Annotated in this window: 14 protein-coding genes; 9 read left to right on the top strand and 5 right to left on the bottom strand. The window is 73.2% G+C overall.

Translation table 11 applies throughout. From position 1 onward, the window contains the following. A complete protein-coding gene (rpsF, locus tag R2737_14450) occupies window positions 1–291 on the bottom strand; it encodes a 30S ribosomal protein S6 (GenBank protein MEZ5117457.1) in 291 nt (96 codons plus the stop codon). Window positions 292–484: 193 nt separating this feature from the next. Here rpsF and R2737_14445 point away from each other — a divergent pair, with 193 nt between their 5' ends. From R2737_14445 to R2737_14435, 3 genes are read left to right on the top strand one after another with little or no spacing between them, the layout of a single operon-like run. Further along, the gene (locus R2737_14445) at window positions 485–1,288 is read left to right on the top strand and encodes an exodeoxyribonuclease III (protein ID MEZ5117456.1); all 804 of its coding nucleotides are present in this window, start codon (window positions 485–487) and stop codon (window positions 1,286–1,288) included. Next, window positions 1,285–2,421, top strand: coding sequence for a peptidoglycan bridge formation glycyltransferase FemA/FemB family protein (locus R2737_14440; protein ID MEZ5117455.1), 1,137 nt, complete (start codon window positions 1,285–1,287; stop codon window positions 2,419–2,421). The genes R2737_14445 and R2737_14440 overlap by 4 nt, the downstream gene beginning before the upstream one ends. Before the next feature lie 23 nt (window positions 2,422–2,444). Further along, a complete protein-coding gene (locus tag R2737_14435; GenBank protein ID MEZ5117454.1) occupies window positions 2,445–3,614 on the top strand; it encodes an alanine racemase in 1,170 nt (389 codons plus the stop codon). A 37-nt stretch (window positions 3,615–3,651) separates the two neighbouring features. Here the strand turns inward: R2737_14435 and R2737_14430 are convergent, their stop codons facing one another. The 3 genes from R2737_14430 to R2737_14420 form a co-directional block, all read right to left on the bottom strand. Further along, window positions 3,652–5,205, bottom strand: coding sequence for a glycosyltransferase 87 family protein (locus R2737_14430; protein MEZ5117453.1), 1,554 nt, complete (start codon window positions 5,203–5,205; stop codon window positions 3,652–3,654). A 93-nt stretch (window positions 5,206–5,298) separates the two neighbouring features. Continuing rightward, complete coding sequence (locus R2737_14425) at window positions 5,299–7,566, bottom strand: transglycosylase domain-containing protein (protein MEZ5117452.1); 2,268 nt, start codon at window positions 7,564–7,566, stop codon at window positions 5,299–5,301. A gap of 83 nt (window positions 7,567–7,649) precedes the next feature. Then, the gene (locus R2737_14420) at window positions 7,650–8,168 is read right to left on the bottom strand and encodes a DUF5318 family protein (protein ID MEZ5117451.1); all 519 of its coding nucleotides are present in this window, start codon (window positions 8,166–8,168) and stop codon (window positions 7,650–7,652) included. Between the two features lie 145 nt (window positions 8,169–8,313). Between R2737_14420 and R2737_14415 the strand changes: the two genes are divergently transcribed. The 6 genes from R2737_14415 (at window position 8,314) to R2737_14390 (ending at window position 14,509) form a co-directional block, all read left to right on the top strand. Next, on the top strand, window positions 8,314–9,417 hold the full coding sequence (locus tag R2737_14415; GenBank protein MEZ5117450.1) for a hypothetical protein: 1,104 nt from the start codon (window positions 8,314–8,316) through the stop codon (window positions 9,415–9,417). 239 nt (window positions 9,418–9,656) lie between these two features. Next, entirely contained in the window at window positions 9,657–10,274 is a 618-nt protein-coding gene (locus R2737_14410) for a PadR family transcriptional regulator (GenBank protein MEZ5117449.1), read from the top strand. A 25-nt stretch (window positions 10,275–10,299) separates the two neighbouring features. Next, entirely contained in the window at window positions 10,300–11,379 is a 1,080-nt protein-coding gene (locus R2737_14405; GenBank protein MEZ5117448.1) for an inositol-3-phosphate synthase, read from the top strand. A gap of 154 nt (window positions 11,380–11,533) precedes the next feature. Continuing rightward, window positions 11,534–12,835: an MFS transporter gene (locus R2737_14400; protein MEZ5117447.1), complete on the top strand. Its 1,302-nt coding sequence runs from the start codon at window positions 11,534–11,536 to the stop codon at window positions 12,833–12,835. A 49-nt stretch (window positions 12,836–12,884) separates the two neighbouring features. Further along, complete coding sequence (locus tag R2737_14395; GenBank protein MEZ5117446.1) at window positions 12,885–14,192, top strand: hypothetical protein; 1,308 nt, start codon at window positions 12,885–12,887, stop codon at window positions 14,190–14,192. A gap of 140 nt (window positions 14,193–14,332) precedes the next feature. Continuing rightward, window positions 14,333–14,509: a hypothetical protein gene (locus R2737_14390; protein ID MEZ5117445.1), complete on the top strand. Its 177-nt coding sequence runs from the start codon at window positions 14,333–14,335 to the stop codon at window positions 14,507–14,509. Window positions 14,510–14,568: 59 nt separating this feature from the next. On the opposite strand, the gene R2737_14385 is transcribed toward R2737_14390, so the two are convergent. Further along, window positions 14,569–16,218, bottom strand: a complete 1,650-nt coding sequence (locus R2737_14385; protein ID MEZ5117444.1) for a CCA tRNA nucleotidyltransferase — start codon at window positions 16,216–16,218, stop codon at window positions 14,569–14,571. Window positions 16,219–16,265: the final 47 nt, after the last annotated feature.

Raw genomic sequence — 16,265 nt, 5'->3', positions numbered from 1 at the left:
CTACTTCGCGTCCGCGCGCTGGACCTTGGTGCGCAGCACCGACTCGTTCAGCGACAGCTGCCGGTCGAGCTCGTTGACCGCCTCGGGGGTGCAGGTCAGGTCGAGGACGGCGTAGATGCCCTCGTTCTTGTGCTTGATCTCGTAGGCCAGGCGACGCCGGCCCCAGATGTCGACCTTCTCCACGGACCCGCCGTCCTGGCGGACCACGTTGAGGAACGTGTCGAGACTGGGCTGGACGGTGCGCTCCTCGAGATCGGGGTCGAGGATCACCATCACCTCGTAGTGACGCATGCGGACAACCCACCTCCTCTGGACTCAGCGGCCACGGTCTCTCCGTGGCAGGAGGGCTGCAGCGTCAAGGCGCCCGGCCGTCCGTGCGGCGCACGGGGGACCGGGCGTGACGGCGCCCAGGGTACCCGCAGACGCCCCCGCCCCGGAAATCCCCGATCGAGACCGGGGACCGGACCGCCGTAGGCTCACGGCCGTGCGGATCGCCACCTGGAACGTCAACGGGGTGAACCCCCGGCTGCCCCGCCTGCTGGCCTGGCTGGAGGACGTGGCGCCCGACGTGCTCGGGCTGCAGGAGCTGAAGTGCCCGACCGACCAGTTCCCGTTCGCCGAGGTCGAGGCGCTGGGGTACGAGGTCGCCGCGTACGGCGAGGGCCGCTGGAACGGTGTGGCTCTGCTGTCCCGGGTCGGCCTCGACGACGTGGTGCGCGGTCTGGAGGGGGAGCCGCAGTTCGACGGTGCGCTGCACCCCCGCGCGGTCGGCGCGACCTGCGGCGGGCTGCGGCTGTGGAGCCTGTACGTGCCCAACGGCCGGGAGCCGGACAACCCGCACTTCGGCTACAAGCTGGAGTGGCTGGACCGGCTGCACGACGTGGCGCAGCACGAGCTCGCGGCCGGGGACGGCCGGCCGTTCGCACTGGTGGGCGACTTCAACGTGGCCCCCACCGACGCCGACGTGTGGGACCCGGCCGACTTCGTCGGCGCCACCCATGTGACCCCGCAGGAGCGGGCAAAGATCAGTGAGCTGGAGGCGCTGGGCCTGGTGGACGTGCCCGCCCGGGCGCTGAAGGGCGAGCCGTTCACCTTCTGGGACTACCGCGACGGCAACTTCCACAAGGGCAAGGGGATGCGCATCGACCTCGTCCTCGGCAACGAGCCGTTCGCCCGCGCCGTGACCGACGCGTACGTCGACCGGGAGGCGCGCAAGGGCAAGGGCCCCAGCGACCACGCGCCGATCGTGGTCGATCTCGACATCGACTCCAGCGCGGGTGCCGCGTGACGATCACGGTCCGGCCGATCACCGCGGCGCAGCACCGCGAGTGGGTGGCGTCGCGCCCCAGCGTCTCCTTCCTGCAGACCCCGGCGTGGGGCGAGGTGAAGTCCGGCTGGCGGCACGAGTCGCTGGGCTGGTTCGTCGGCTCGCGGCTGGTGGGCGCGGGACTGGTGCTGTACCGCCCGGTGCCGCGGCTGCCGCAGCGGTCGCTGGCCTACCTGCCCGAGGGACCCGACCTGGACTGGCTGGGCGATCGGCTGCCGCAGTACGACCTCGAGGACTGGCTGCTGCCGCTGCTCAAGCACTGCCGGGGCCGCGGGGCGTTCCAGGTGAAGATGGGCCCGCAGGTCGTCGTGCGCCGGTGGGACGCGGCCACGCTGAAGGATGCGATCGCGGCGGGGGGTTCCACTCGGCTGCGCAACGTGCCGCCGGACCGTCAGGACGAGCGAGGCGTCGCCGTCGCGGAGCGGCTGGCATCCCTCGGGTGGACGCAGAAGCCCTCGGAGGGAGCGGGTTTCGGCGACGTGCAGCCGCGGTACGTGTTCCAGCTGCCGCTGGCGGGGCGCTCGCTGGACGACGTGTTCGCCGGGTTCAACCAGCTGTGGCGGCGCAACGTGCGCAAGGCGGAGAAGGCGGGCGTCGAGGTCACGCACGGGACCGAGGCGGATCTGCCCGCGTTCCACGAGGTGTACGTCGAGACCGCCGCGCGCGACCACTTCACCCCTCGGGGGCTGGGGTACTTCCAGCAGATGTGGCGGGCGATGGCCGCGGAGGAGGACGACCGGCTCAGGCTCTACGTGGCGCGGCACGGCGGCGACGTCGTCGCGGCCACCACGATGGTGCGGGTCGGCGACCACGCGTGGTACTCGTACGGTGCCTCCACCACGGCCGGGCGCGACGTGCGTCCGTCGAACGCGGTGCAGTGGGCGATGATCCGCGACGCGCACGCCGCCGGGTGCGCGGTCTACGACCTGCGCGGCATCTCCGACACCCTCGACCCCGACGACCACCTGTTCGGGCTGATCCAGTTCAAGCTGGGCACCGGCGGCGAGGCCGTGGAGTACGTCGGGGAGTGGGACTACGCGCTGCGGCCGTTGTGGGCCAAGGCGTTCGACGCGTACATGGGCCGCAAGGGCTAGGGACGGCGAGGGACGGTGCGGTCGTGACGTTCGTGGTGCGGGTCGAGGGTCGACGCTGGCGCCGGCACCTGGCGGAGGTCCGCGACGCCGTCGAGACGGCTTCCGGCGGGCGGCTGGTCCCGGTCGTGAAGGGAAGCGGCTACGGCCTGGGCCAGGGGCTGGTCGCGGCGGAGTCCGACGCCCTGGGCGTGGACTGCGTCGCGGTCGGGACGGTGGTCGAGGTCGCCGAGGTCGCCGCGGAGTTCCCCCGTGACGTGCTGGTGCTGGAGCCGTACGAGCCGCGCGACGAGGTGGCCGCGTCGGTCTGGGACGCGGTGGCGGCGGCGCCGTACGCCGACCGGGTCGTGCGGACGGTCGCGTCGGCGGCGGCCCTGGCCGAGCTCGCGAGAGCGCCGGAGTCCGGGTCCGCCCCGGTGCGGGTGCTGGTCGAGGGGCTGACCTCGGTGCGCCGCTTCGGCCTGGACGACGCCGAGCTGCTCGCGGCGCTGGACGACTCGTCCGTGCAGGAGGCCCTGGCCGACGGGCGGCTGGCCGTGGCGGGGCTGGCACTGCACCTGCCGCTGGCCGCGGGCACGCCACCCCGGGTGGACCAGGTGGTCGCCTGGGCGCGGCGCTGGGCCGAGCTGCGGGAGCGGCTGCGTGACACAGCACCCGGGACGGACGCAGGCATGGCCGACGCGGCGACGCTGTGGGTGTCGCACCTGGCCGACGACGAGCTGGCCTCGGTGCGCGAGGCCCTGCCCGGTGCGGACCTGCGCCCGCGGGTGGGCACCCGGCTGTGGCTGGGCGACCGCGACGCGCTGAAGGCGGCGGGGGTGGTGCTGGCCGTGCACCCGCTGGACGGTGCGGTGCCCGCGGGCTACCGGCAGCGCAAGGGCCCGCGGGACGGGACGTTGGTCGTGGTCGGCGGCGGCACGTCGCACGGGGTGGCGCTGGCCGCTCCGACGCCGGCGACCACGCTGCGCCAGCGCGCGGTGGCCGCGGGGACCGGGGCGCTGGAGGCCGCGGGCCGGGCGCTGTCGCCGTTCCGGTGGGCGGGGGCGCGGCGCTGGTTCGCCGAGCCGCCGCACATGCACGTGTCGCTGCTGTGGCTGCCGGGCGGGACCGTGGTGCCGCGGGTCGGGGACGAGCTGCCGTGCGAGGTCCGCTTCACCACGCTGCGCCCCGACGCCGTGGTGGTGTCCGACCGCTGAGCCTCACGGCGATGCGGCAGCGCCCCCGGGTCGCCCGTCATCCGAAGCGGCCCCCGGCGCGCGGCGCGACCGGGACCGTCGGCGCACCGCAGAGCCCCGTAGCTCGTACGTCCCACGCGCCCCACGCGACCCTTCGCCCGGTTGGTGTGGCCAGCTTCCGCCCCGACTCGAGAGGGTCGGCCGGGGCCGGCGGGGTGCGGCGGGCCGGGGGGAGGACGACCACGTCGGGGGCGCCGTTCAGGCAGCCGCCGCCGGGGTCGTCGTCGTCCTCGGGGAACGGGTCGGACCGCACCGGGTCGTGCTCGGGCCGCAGGATGTCGCGCACCACCATCCCGGCGAACCACAGCGTCGCCAGCACGTGGACGAACACCGCGACCGCGTACCACTGCTGCGTCAGGCCCTTGGCGCCGTCGACCCCGTAGCCGGCGAGGAACCACCAGACCGCGAGGAAGTACACGACCTCGCCGGCCTGCCAGATCAGGAAGTCCCGCCAGCGCGGCCGGGCCAGCGCGGCCAGCGGGATCAGCCACAGCACGTACTGCGGCGAGTACACCTTGTTGGTCAGCGCGAACGCCGCCACCACGAGGAACAGGCCCTGCGCCAGCCGCGGCCGCCGCCGCGCCCCCAGCATCAGCCAGCCGATCCCCACGCACAGCAGCAGGAACGAGCCGGTGGCCACCTCGTTGAGCAGGTCCTTCGGGACCGACCCCCCACCGAGCAGGCTGACCGCGTACCAGACCGACCCGAAGTCCTGGCCGCGCTCGTTGCTGAACACGTAGAACCGGGCCCACCCGTCGAAGTTGGCCAGCATGAACGGCAGGTTCACGACCAGCCAGGTGCCCGCGAACCCCAGCAGCAGCCGGCCGAAGTCGCGCAGCCGGCCCGCGCGCAGGCACAGCAGCAGCCAGGGCCCGAGCAGGACCACCGGGTAGAACTTCGCCGCCACCGCCAGCCCGAGCAGCACCCCGGCCCAGGTCGGATGTCGGCGCGACCACACCAGCAGCGCCGCCGCGGTCAGGCCGACGGCGACCAGGTCCCAGTTGATGGTCGACGCCAGGATCACCCCCGGCGCGACGGCCACCATCGCGGCGTCCCAGGGCCGGCGCCGGACCGTCGCCGCGGTGGCCGCGACGGCCAGCAGCAGGAACGGGAACAGCAGCACCACGTTGACGTGGAAGAACACGGTCCCCGCGGCGACGTCGCCGAACAGCGGCACCGACGCGCGGGTGAGCGCGGCGGCCGCGAACATGAACAGCCCGGTGAGGACCGGGTACTCCAGGACCTCCTGCGCGACCGAGGAGTCCAGGTACGGGAACAGCCCCTCCGCGAAGCCGCGCAGGGCGTACAGCGGCGGGATGTCGGAGTAGCACAGCGCCTGGTAGCGGTCCGGCGACGCCCAGCCGTTCGACACGCAGGGCAGGTCCAGCAGGTAGCCGAGCAGGTACGACCCGGTCGCCAGCACCAGCAGCACACGGATCGGGGTCCACCACCCGCCAGGCAGCCGGATCCGCCGACCCGCGGGCCCGCCGACACCCTCGCTGCCGCCGCGCAGGGTGCGGTCCTCGCGCGAGGGAAGCACGACCGGGTCCACGCGTGCATCGTGCCGTACGCCACCATCGTGTCGGCGCAGGCCCGTGGCCCCCGGCGATCCGCCCCGCGCGTGCGACACGGGTCGACCGTCGCGCTACGGGGAGGGTGCGGGTGTCAGCCCCTGCGCGGGCGCCGACTGCGGGGCCGCCGACTGCGGGGCGGCGGCGGGGGAGGCGGCCGACGTCGCGGCCGAGGGGGACGCCGCGGTGTCGGTCGGCGTCGGATCGCCCGTCGGTGCGGTGTCCGTCGGCGTCGGCGGACCCGTTGGCGCAGTGTCGGTCGGCGTCGGCTCACCGGTCGGCGCAGTGTCGGTCGGCGTCGGCTCACCCGTCGGTGAGGTCTCCGTCGGGCTCGGCTCCCCGGACGTGATCGTCGGCAGCGGGCACCCCTCCGGCAGCGACTCCCCGCTGGGCAGCGGCAGCACGCTGGGGCACACGACCGACTCCGACGGCGCGACGCTCGCGCTCGGGATCACCTCGGGGTCGACGAACTCCTCCACCGGGGTGTCGGCCAGTGCCGCGGACATGAACGACGTCCACATCTGCGCGGGGAAGGAGCCGCCGGTGACGCTCGCCAGGCCGCCGGTGCCGGACAGGGTGACCGGGTTCCCCTCGGCGTCGGACTTCACCATCATCACCGCGGTCGCGAGCTGCGGGGTGTAGCCGACGTACCAGGCCGACTTGTTCTCGTCGGTGGTGCCGGTCTTGCCGGCGGACGGCCGGCCGAGGGCCTGCGCGGCGAACCCGGTGCCGTTGGTGACGACCTTCTGCAGCGCGTAGTTCACGGTGTCCGCGACCTGCGAGTCGAACGCGGACTCCGGCGACGGGCTCAGCTCGTACAGCAGGCCGCCGTTCGCTCCGAAGACCTGGCGCAGGTAGGTCGGCGTCACCTGCGCGCCGCGGGCGGCGAAGGTCGCGTAGGCACCCGCCATGTCCAGCGCGGTGGGCGACGCGGTGCCGAGCACGAACGTGAGGTTGGCCTGCCCGTTGGCGTCGTACATGCCGGGGGTGTCCTCCGGCACGCCCGAGCGCAGCGCGGCGTCGACGACGTTGTCGACGCCGATGTCGGCCTCGAGCTCGACGTACGCGGTGTTGACCGAGTCCTCGGTGGCCTGCAGCAGCGTGATCTGCCCGTACGAGGAGCCGCCGTAGTTGTTCAGCGTGTAGCCCTGGATCGTCGCCGGGGAGTCGCCGTTCCACACCGAGTCCAGCGGGACGCCCGCCTCGGTGCCGGCGGCGAGCGCGAACGGCTTGAACGTCGACCCGGCCTGCGCGATGGCCTGGGTGGAGTTGTTGAACTGGTCGTCGATGTAGTCCCTGCCGCCGTAGAACGCGACGACCTCGCCGGTGCCCGGGCGCACCGCGGCCAGTCCGATGCGCAGGCCCTCGGTCTCCGACTGCGGGCCGGCCTCCTTCACCGCCAGCCGCGCGGCCTTCATCGCGTCGCGGTCGAAGGTGGACACCACCTTCAGGCCGCCGCCGTCGATCTCGGTGTCGGTGAAGCCCTTGGCCAGCAGGTCCTGCCGGACCGCGTCCAGCATGAACCCGACCTGACCGGCGAGCCGGTCCGAGGTGCGCCGCTCGCGGATCTTGGGGAACTCCAGCTGGGCGCGCTCGGCCGGGGTGAGCCAGCCCTCCTCGACCATCCCGTCGAGGACGTACGCCCACCGCCCCTCGAGCTTGTCCAGGTTGTCCTCCGGCGCGTAGCCGCCGGGGGAGCGGATGATGGACGCCAGCACCGCGCCCTGCGCCACGGTCAGGTCCGACACGGACTTGCCGAAGTACGCCTTCGCCGCGGCCTCGATGCCGTAGGCGCCGCGGCCGAAGTAGATGGTGTTGAGGTAGTCCTCGAGGATCTGGTCCTTGGGGACCGTGGCCTCGATCTTCACCGACAGGACCAGTTCCTTGAGCTTGCGGACGATGGTCTGGTCCTGGGTGAGGTAGGCGTTCTTGGCGTACTGCTGGGTGATGGTCGACCCGCCCTGGGTGGACCCGCCGGTGATGTTGTTCCACGCGGCGCGGCCGATGGCGACAGGACTGAACCCGCCGTGCTCGTAGAACGAGCGGTCCTCCGCCGCCAGCACGGCCTTCTGCACGTGGTCCGGCACCTCGGACAGCGGCACGCTGACCCGGGTGGAGTCGCTGAGCCGGCCGATCTCGGTGGTGCCGTCGGCGTAGTAGACGATCGTGGCCTGCGAGACCGCGACCTCGTTCGGCTCGGGCACGTCGGTGACGGCCACCGCGATCGCGAACGCGCCGACGACGCTGACGATGCCGAGCAGGACGATCGAGAGCACCTGCTTCCACGACGGCAGCCACCGCCGGATCCCGGTGCGCCCGGCACGCGGGTAGTCGATCCTCACGAGGTTCCTCTCCCGGGTGCGGCACCCGGCACGCACCGGTCCGTCGGCGGTTCCGGTGCCCGGCGTCGGGTGCTAGTGCGGTGCTAGTCCAGCAGATCGCGCGGACGGGGTGGGGGACGCCGCGGCGTGCCGTCGCCTAGGACGTACGAGATCGACAGGTGGTTCCAGCCGCAGTCGGGGCAGACCTCCACGACGTAGACGCGGAAAGCCCCGTGCTGGTGGGCCATCTCGTCGAGCTCCTCGGTGCTGCGGACCCGGCCGTTGAGGTGGCCGAGCTCGTCGCCGTAGACGTACGTGACGTACGTCAGGTCGCTGCGGTGGCAGACCGGGCAGTCGTCCGCGGCCGGCTCGCCGTGGTGCCGGGCGGCGCGGACCAGGTAGGGGTCGGCGTCGCAGTGGTCGGAGTCCAGCGCCCCGCCGCGGAACAGCGACTCCAGAGCGGCCCGGCGCTGCAGGGCGTAGTCGACGACCTGGCGCGGCGCGGTGGGGTCGTCGACCGGCTCCGGCTCCGGCAGCGGCTCGCGGGCGGGGTCCGGTCCGCCGCTGCCCGGGCGGCCGAGCACGCGGGACCCCCGGGGGGTCGACGAGCGCGGCGCGGCCATCCCCCGAGGGTACGGAACGAACCCGTGCGGCGGCACCGCCCAGGCCCCGGCGCCGACACGTGCGCGCCAGCACTGCGGGGCTGGCTCGCCGGGCACTGTGCGGATAGCACGTGTGACCGACCTCATCCACGGCCACAATCCGGGGATGGACCGACGACGCTTCCTCCGCACCGTCACGGCGGCCGGCGCGGCCCTGGCGTCGCCCGCCCTGGCCGGGCCCGCGACCGCGCGCGCCGAGACGGCTCCCGGCCCGTCGCTCCTCCCCGAGGCCGCCGGACCCCTCCCGGGTCGGTCCATCCGGTACCTGACCTGCGATCCGGACTTCCTGGACGCGCGCCCCTGCTTCGATCCCACCGGGAAGTACGTGCTGTTCATGCACCAGCCGCTGCGGGGGAAGGACCGGGACCAGGTCTGGCTGTACACGATGCCCACCGCGCGCGCCACGTCCTCTCCGCGAACGTGTCGCAAGCCGAACCCGTTCTACGTCAACAAGAACCTGCAAGCCACCCGTCCCGACTGGTCGTGGAGCAGGCAGTCGTTCGAGATCGCGTTCTCCGGCAACTCCGACCAGCTCTGGCTGCTGGACGCGACGACCCGCAAGGCGGTCCAGGTCGACTGCACGGGCCGGAACCTCGAGACCCTCAGCTACCCGTCGTGGACCTCGGACGGGCAGCAGATCGTCCTGACGAACTACGCACGGGACCCGCGCCGGCAGCGGCTGCTGCGCACCTCGACGATCCCGCCGACGCCCCCGTTCGACGCCCGGTGCACCGACGAGACCAACCCGCGCGACGTGTGGCCGGGCATGTGCAGCGTGTCCCCCTCCAGTCCGGAGCTCGTCGCCTTCGCGGGTCAGGCTCCCAACCTGGTGAACACCTACGACCAGAACTGGAACCAAATCTGGGTCAAGAACGGCTCGACCCCCGCCATCCAGCTGAACGGCCTGCTGGGACGCGCCCCGTGGTGGTCGCCGACGGGGGACCGCATCGCGTACGAATCGGTGCTGACCCCCAGCGACGGCTACAACGCGTTCTACCGGATCTGGGTCATGCCCTACCCCGCGCCCGCCGCGCCGCCACCGGTGCGACGGCCGGGGGGGCGCCTGGCCACCCCCGCCCATCTGTCGGTCCAGCACGCCAAGTGGTCACCCGACGGCTCGCGGATCGTCTTCGCCTACACCATCCCCGGGGCCACGCCGATCGACGGCATCGCCCCGATGGGCATCGCGATCGTCGACGCGCCGGCCTGAGCGCGCGCAGCCCCCGTCGCGACCCCCGGCCCCGCAGGGACTCCCGGCCCCGCAGGGACTCCCGGCCCCGCAGTGACCCCCAGGGCGGCCTCCGGAACCACCCCCGGCGCGCCGGGGACACCCTCCGTTTGCGCGCCGGCCACCCGGTGTCCTATCGTCTGGATGTATCGGTTCGATACATGGACGCGATACATGCGACCGATACATCGAGACGAGACTCTGCCAGGAGGTGACCGGACGTGGCCAAGCGCAGCGGCGTGCTCGAGTACGCCGTGCTGGGTCTGCTCCACGAGTCCCCGATGCACGGCTACGAGCTGCGCAAGCGGCTCAACGGCCTGCTCGGTGCGTTCCGGGCCATCTCCTACGGGTCGCTGTACCCGTGCCTGAAGGACATGCTCGCGCAGGGCTGGATCGTCGAGGACGGCCCGGCCGACGCCGGCGCCCCGTCGCTGTCCGGCAAGCGGGCCAAGATCGTCTACCGGATCACGGCCGAGGGCAAGGAGCGGTTCCAGCAGTGGCTGGCCGAGCCGGGCCCGGAGGCGTGGGAGGACGAGCGCTTCGACGTGCACATGGCCTTCTTCGGCCGCACCGACGCCGAGGTCCGCGTCCGCATCCTCGAGGGCCGGCGCAGCCGGCTCGAGGAGCGCCTGGCCGCCCTGCGCCAGTCGCTGGCGCGCACCCGGGAGCGCGTCGACAGCTACACCCTGCAGCTGCAGCAGCACGGCCTCGAGGGCGTCGAGCGCGAGGTCCGCTGGCTGTCGGAGCTGCTGGAGACCGAGACCGAGAACGTCCGGCGCGACCGCGCCGAGAACACGACCACCGGGACCGGGCCGACACGGCCGGGCTCCCGCGGGTGACTGGGTAACTGGAGGAAGGACAACGATGGGTTCCCTACGCGTGGCCATCGTCGGCGTCGGCAACTGTGCCGCCTCGCTCGTACAGGGCGTGGAGTACTACAAGGACGCCGACCCGACCATGAAGGTCCCGGGCCTGATGCACGTGCAGTTCGGCCCGTACCACGTCGGCGACGTCGAGTTCGTCGCCGCATTCGACGTCGATGCCAAGAAGGTCGGTCAGGACCTCGCGCACGCGATCGTCGCCAGCGAGAACAACACGATCAAGATCTGCGACGTGCCGCCGACCGGCGTCACCGTGCAGCGCGGCCACACCTACGACGGCCTGGGCAAGTACTACCGCGAGATGATCACCGAGTCCGACGACGAGCCGGTGGACGTCGTCGCGGCCCTCAAGGAGAGCAAGGCCGACGTGCTGGTCTGCTACCTGCCGGTGGGCTCCGAGGTCGCCGCGAAGTACTACGCGCAGTGCGCCATCGACGCGGGCGTGGCCTTCGTCAACGCGCTGCCCGTGTTCATCGCCGGCACGCCGGAGTGGGCGAAGAAGTTCGAGGACGCGGGCGTCCCGATCGTCGGCGACGACATCAAGTCGCAGGTCGGCGCCACCATCACCCACCGGGTGCTGGCGAAGCTGTTCGAGGACCGCGGCGTCACCGTCGACCGGACCTACCAGCTCAACGTCGGCGGCAACATGGACTTCATGAACATGCTCGAGCGGGAGCGGCTGGAGTCCAAGAAGATCTCCAAGACCCAGTCAGTCACCTCGCAGCTGCAGGGCGAGATCCCGGCGCGCAACGTGCACATCGGGCCGTCCGACTACGTGGCCTGGCTCGACGACCGCAAGTGGGCCTTCGTTCGGCTCGAGGGCCGCAACTTCGGGGACGTGCCGCTGAGCCTGGAGTACAAGCTCGAGGTCTGGGACTCGCCGAACTCCGCCGGCATCATCATCGACGCGATCCGCGCGGCGAAGATCGCCAAGGACCGCGGCATCGGCGGCCCGATCCTGTCCGCGTCCAGCTACTTCATGAAGTCGCCGCCGGTGCAGTACACCGACGACGAGGCGAAGGCGGCCGTCGAGGACTTCATCGACGGCACCGTCGAGCGCTGACCGCGTCGGTCTGACCCACCAGCCAGGCCGCGGCGTCTGACCGCGGCGCGGCCGCCCTCCTCCAGGGCACCCACGTCGGCCCCGTCCCCGGACTCCCGGGGGCGGGGCCGACGGCATGCCGCAGCGCCCACGGACCTGCGGGTAGCCTCCGCACGTGGCCCTGGGGAACGTCCGGCAGGTGCTGGCCGGACGGGACTTCCGCCGCCTGTTCGCGGTCCGGCTGGTGTCCCAGTTCTCCGACGGCCTGCTGCAGGCCTCCCTCGCCACGTTCGTGCTGTTCTCCCCCGAGCGCCAGGCCACCGCGCCGAAGGTGGCCGTCGCGTTCGCGATCCTGCTGCTGCCGTACTCCGTCGTCGGCCCGTTCGCGGGGGTGTTCCTGGACCGGTGGCGCCGCCGCCAGGTCCTCGTCCGTGCCAACGTGCTGCGCGCCGGCGTGGGCGTCGTCATCGCCCTGATCGTCGCGGCCGGGCACGACGGCCCCGACCTGGCCCTGACCGTGCTGGTGTCGCTGGGCATCGGCCGGTTCGTCCTGGCCGGGCTGTCGGCGTCGCTGCCCCACGTCGTCGACGGGCCACGGCTGGTCACCGCCAACGCACTCACGCCGACGTCGGGCACGATCGCGTCCGCGGTCGGGGCCCTGATCGGCGTCGGCATCCGCGGCATCGCGGGCGGCGGCGACAGCGGCGCCACGGTGGTGCTGGTCGCCTCGGTGGTGACGTACCTGCTCGCGGCGGCCATCGCCGCGCTGCTGGGCAAGGACGTCCTCGGTCCCGACGGGACGGTCCCCGGCGACACCGTCAAGGACGTCGCGATCGGGCTGGTGGACGGGGTCCGCGAGCTGGCCCGGCGGCGCCGTGCCGCCCGGGCGATCGGGGTCGTCACCGCGCACCGGTTCGTCTTCGGCGCGCTCACCGTGGGCGGGCTGCTGCTGATCCGCAACACGCTCAACCCCAGCAGCGACCCGGAGGCCGCGCTGCGCGAGTTCGCCGTGGTGACCGGCGCCGCGGCGGCCGGGGCGCTGGTCGGAGCCGTGGTCACCCCGGCGATGTCCCGTCGCGTCGGCACCGTGCCGTGGACATCGGTGGCGATCCTCCAGGCCGGAGTGATCGTGCCGCTGGGCATGCTCCCGACCGCGTACGCCGGCCTGCTGGTCGCCGCACTGTCGGTGGGGTTCGCCGGGCAGAGCGCCAAGGTGTGCGCGGACACGGTCACCCAGCGGGAGGTGCACGACGACCACCGCGGTCGGGTGTTCGCCCTGTTCGACATGATCGTGAACGTCGCGCTGGTCTCCGGCATCACCGCCATGGCCTTCGGCGCGCCTGCCTCCGGGGAGGCGCCGGTGGCGTACGTCCTGCTCGGGGTGGTGCTGCTCGCGACGGGCGTCTGGTACCTGCGGCACCGGGCCGCCGCCGACTCATCCGCTCCGGAGGACACATCCCGGTCGCGCGATCACTAGCCTCGACCGCGACGGCGCACGGGCGTGCGCCGGCGACGGGAGGCCCGCCATGACCGACACCGACGCGACCACGACCGACGCGGGCGGCACCGGCACCGGCGGCAGCACCGCCCCCGAGGCCGCGACTGCGCAGCCCAGCGGCCGCTGGCGCTCGGTCGCCGCCGCGATCTGCTTCGTGCTGGCGGCTCTGCTCACGCTGCCCGCCGCAGTGGCGCACTGGGGCCAGCGCACGATCACCGACACCGAGCGGTACATCGAGACGGTCGGTCCGCTGGTGGCGCAGCCGGAGGTCCAGCAGGTCCTCGGCAACAAGATCACCTCGATCATCAACGAGCAGCTGGACATCCAGGGGCTGGCCGACGAGGCGTTCGGCCCGCTGCTGGAGCAGGCCCCCCGGCTGCAGCTGCTCATCCCGCCGCTCGAGGGCGCGATCGAGTCGTTCATCGACGGCCAGGTCCGCGCGTTCCTCGCCTCCGACCTGTTCCAGGACCTGTGGATCGAGGTCAACACCCGGGCGCAGCAGACGCTGATACGGCTGCTGGAGGGCAACGAGGACCCGGGGGCGATCCAGCTCGAGGGCGACGACGTGGTGCTGGACATCTCCACCCTGGTCGACGCCGTCAAGCAGCGGCTGGTGGACCGCGGACTCACGATCGTGCAGAACATCCCGATCCCGCAGACCGACGCGCAGATCGTGCTGCTGCGGGCCCCGCAGCTGGCGCAGGCCCGCACCATCTACGCCTTCGCCAACCCGGTCGCGACCTGGGCGATCTTCGTCATCGTCGGGCTGTTCGCGCTGGCGTTCCTGCTGTCGCGCCGCCGGCCGCGGATGACGGTGTGGATCGGCGCAGCAGCCGTGGTCAACGCGGTCGTCCTGGGCATCGCGATCACGGTGGGAGAGCAGCTGTTCGTCAACACCCTGCTCGGCACCCCGTTCGGGCCGGCCAGCCGGGTGTTCTACGCGACCCTGCTCACGTACCTGGTCAACGGCTGGCACACGATCCTCATCCTCGGGATCGTGCTCATCCTGGCCGGCTGGTTCGCCGGCCGGAACCAGACCGGTACGCAGGTGCGCGGCTGGGTCTCCGGCGGCCTGGAACGGGCCGGGGCCCGCTTCCCCGCCGGGCCGGTGAGCGACGCCGGACGGTTCGTCGAGGGAGCCGCCTTCTGGGTGCGCGGCCTCGTTATCGCGATCGCGCTCGTCCTGATCCTGTGGGTGTGGAACTTCAACGTCACCAGCGTGCTGTGGACCACGGCGATCACGGCGCTCGTCCTGGCCGCGCTGCAGGTCCTCATCGGCGCCGCCCACCCGGTCGACACCGAGGCCCCGGCCGAGCCGGAGGCGGTCCCGGTCTGACCCGCGACCGTCCCGGCCGGCCCGTGGCGTGACCAAGATCGCAGGCTCGGTGGGCACGACCACGGGTGTGGCGGGGTTCTCCTAGGGGAAGAACGACAGCACGCCCGCGGCGCCGCGCCCGGGCCGGTCGAGGAGGACCCATGCCCACCCGTCTCACCGTCGCGTCCGTGGCCCCCGTGGTCGACGGCCGCCGTCGCCCCGCGCCGCAGCCGCTGGGCACCTGGATGAGCCGCTGGGCCACGGCGGTCTACCTGACCCCGCCGCCGGCCGTCCCCTCCCGCGTCGACGCGCCGATGGTCCGCCGCCCGGCGGCCTGACGGCACTGGTCCGCCGCCCGGCGGCCTGAATCACCGCTCCGCCGCCCGGCCGACGACTGCTACGCCTCGCGGGCGGCCCACCAGGCGCGCAGCTCGGCCTCCGCCTGCTCGGCCCCCATCGGCCCGCGGTCCAGCCGCAGCTCCAGCAGGTACCGGTACGCCTCGCCCACCTCGCGCCCGGGCGGGATCCCCAGCACGGCCATGATCCGGTTGCCGTCGAGGTCCGGCCGGATCGCGGCCAGCTCCTCCTGCTCGGCCAGCCGCTCGATCCGCTCCTCGAGGTGGTCGTACGACCGCTGCAGCGCCGCCGCCTTGCGCCGGTTCCGCGTCGTGCTGTCCGCCCGGGTGAGCTTGTGCAGCCGGACCAGAAGCGGCCCGGCGTCACGGACGTAGCGGCGCACGGCGGAGTCGGTCCACTCCCCGCCGGCGTACCCGTGGAACCGCAGGTGCAGCTCCACCAGCGTCGACACCTCGTCGATGGTGTCCTGCGGGTAGCGCAGCGCGGTCAGCCGCTTGCGCACCATCCGCGCGCCGACGACCTCGTGGTGGTGGAACGACACGCCGCCGTCCGGCTCGAACCGCCGGGTCCGCGGCTTGCCGATGTCGTGCAGCAGTGCCGCCAGCCGCAGCACCAGGTCCGGGCCGGACGCCGGCCGGTGCGACTGCTCCAGCGCGATGGCCTGCTCCAGCACCGTCAGCGAGTGCTCGTACACGTCCTTGTGCCGATGGTGCTCGTCGACCTCCAGCTGCAGCGTCGGCAGCTCCGGCAGCACATACTCGGCCAGCCCGGTGTCGACCATCAGCCCCAGCCCGCGGCGCGGGTGGGCACCCAGCAGCAGCTTGTCCAGCTCGACCCGGACTCGCTCGGCGGACACAATCTCCAGCCGCGCCGCCATCGCGGTCATCGCCTCGACGACGTCCGGCGTGGGGGTGACCCCGAGCTGCGAGACGAACCGGGCCGCCCGCATCATCCGCAGCGGGTCGTCGCCGAAGGACTGATCGGGTGTCACGGGCGTACGGAGCACCCCGCGGGCCAGGTCGCCCAGCCCGTCGTGCCGGTCGACCAGTTCACCCGAGGGCAGTCGCAGTGCCAGCGCGTTGATGGTGAAGTCGCGCCGGGACAGGTCGCCGTCCAGCGAGTCGCCGTACGTCACCTCCGGCTTGCGCGAGGACGGGTCGTACGACTCGGCCCGGTAGGTGGTGACCTCCAGCCGGTGGTCGCCGTGCCGGGCGCCCACCGTGCCGAAGCGGATCCCGACGTCCCAGGTGGTGTCGGCCCAGCCGTCCAGCAGCGCCAGCACCGCGTCGGGGTGCGCGCTGGTCGTGAGGTCGAGGTCCGCCCACGGCGGCCCGGCGTGCTCCGGCGGCTCGGCGTGCTCCGGCGGCCCCGCGTGCTCCGGCGGCCCCGCGTGCTCCGGCGGCCCCGCGTGCTCCGGCGGCCCGGCGTGCTCCGGCGGCTCGGCGTGCTCCGGCGGCTCGGCCTGGTCCTGGGGGCCGACCGTCTCCGGCGCGCCGGACCGGCCCAGCAGCGCGTCGCGGACCGGGCCGCCGACCAGCGCCAGCTCGTGCCCCGCCGCCTCGAACCGCTCCCCGAGCTCGGCCAGCAGCGGCCACACCGGCGCCAGCGACTCCGCCACCCGCTGCTCGGCCACCCGGCGCATCGTCTCCCGCGCCGCGGCGTCGGGATCGGGGCTCGGGGTCGTGGGCACGGTGGACCAGGGTACGGCGCGGTTATCCTCGCCAGCATGAGCAGCCG

It is taken from the genome of Candidatus Nanopelagicales bacterium, from assembly GCA_041393815.1.
In the GTDB taxonomy this organism is placed as follows: domain Bacteria; phylum Actinomycetota; class Actinomycetes; order S36-B12; family JAWKJK01; genus JAWKJK01.
This window is presented reverse-complemented; position numbering and strand designations above follow the sequence as displayed.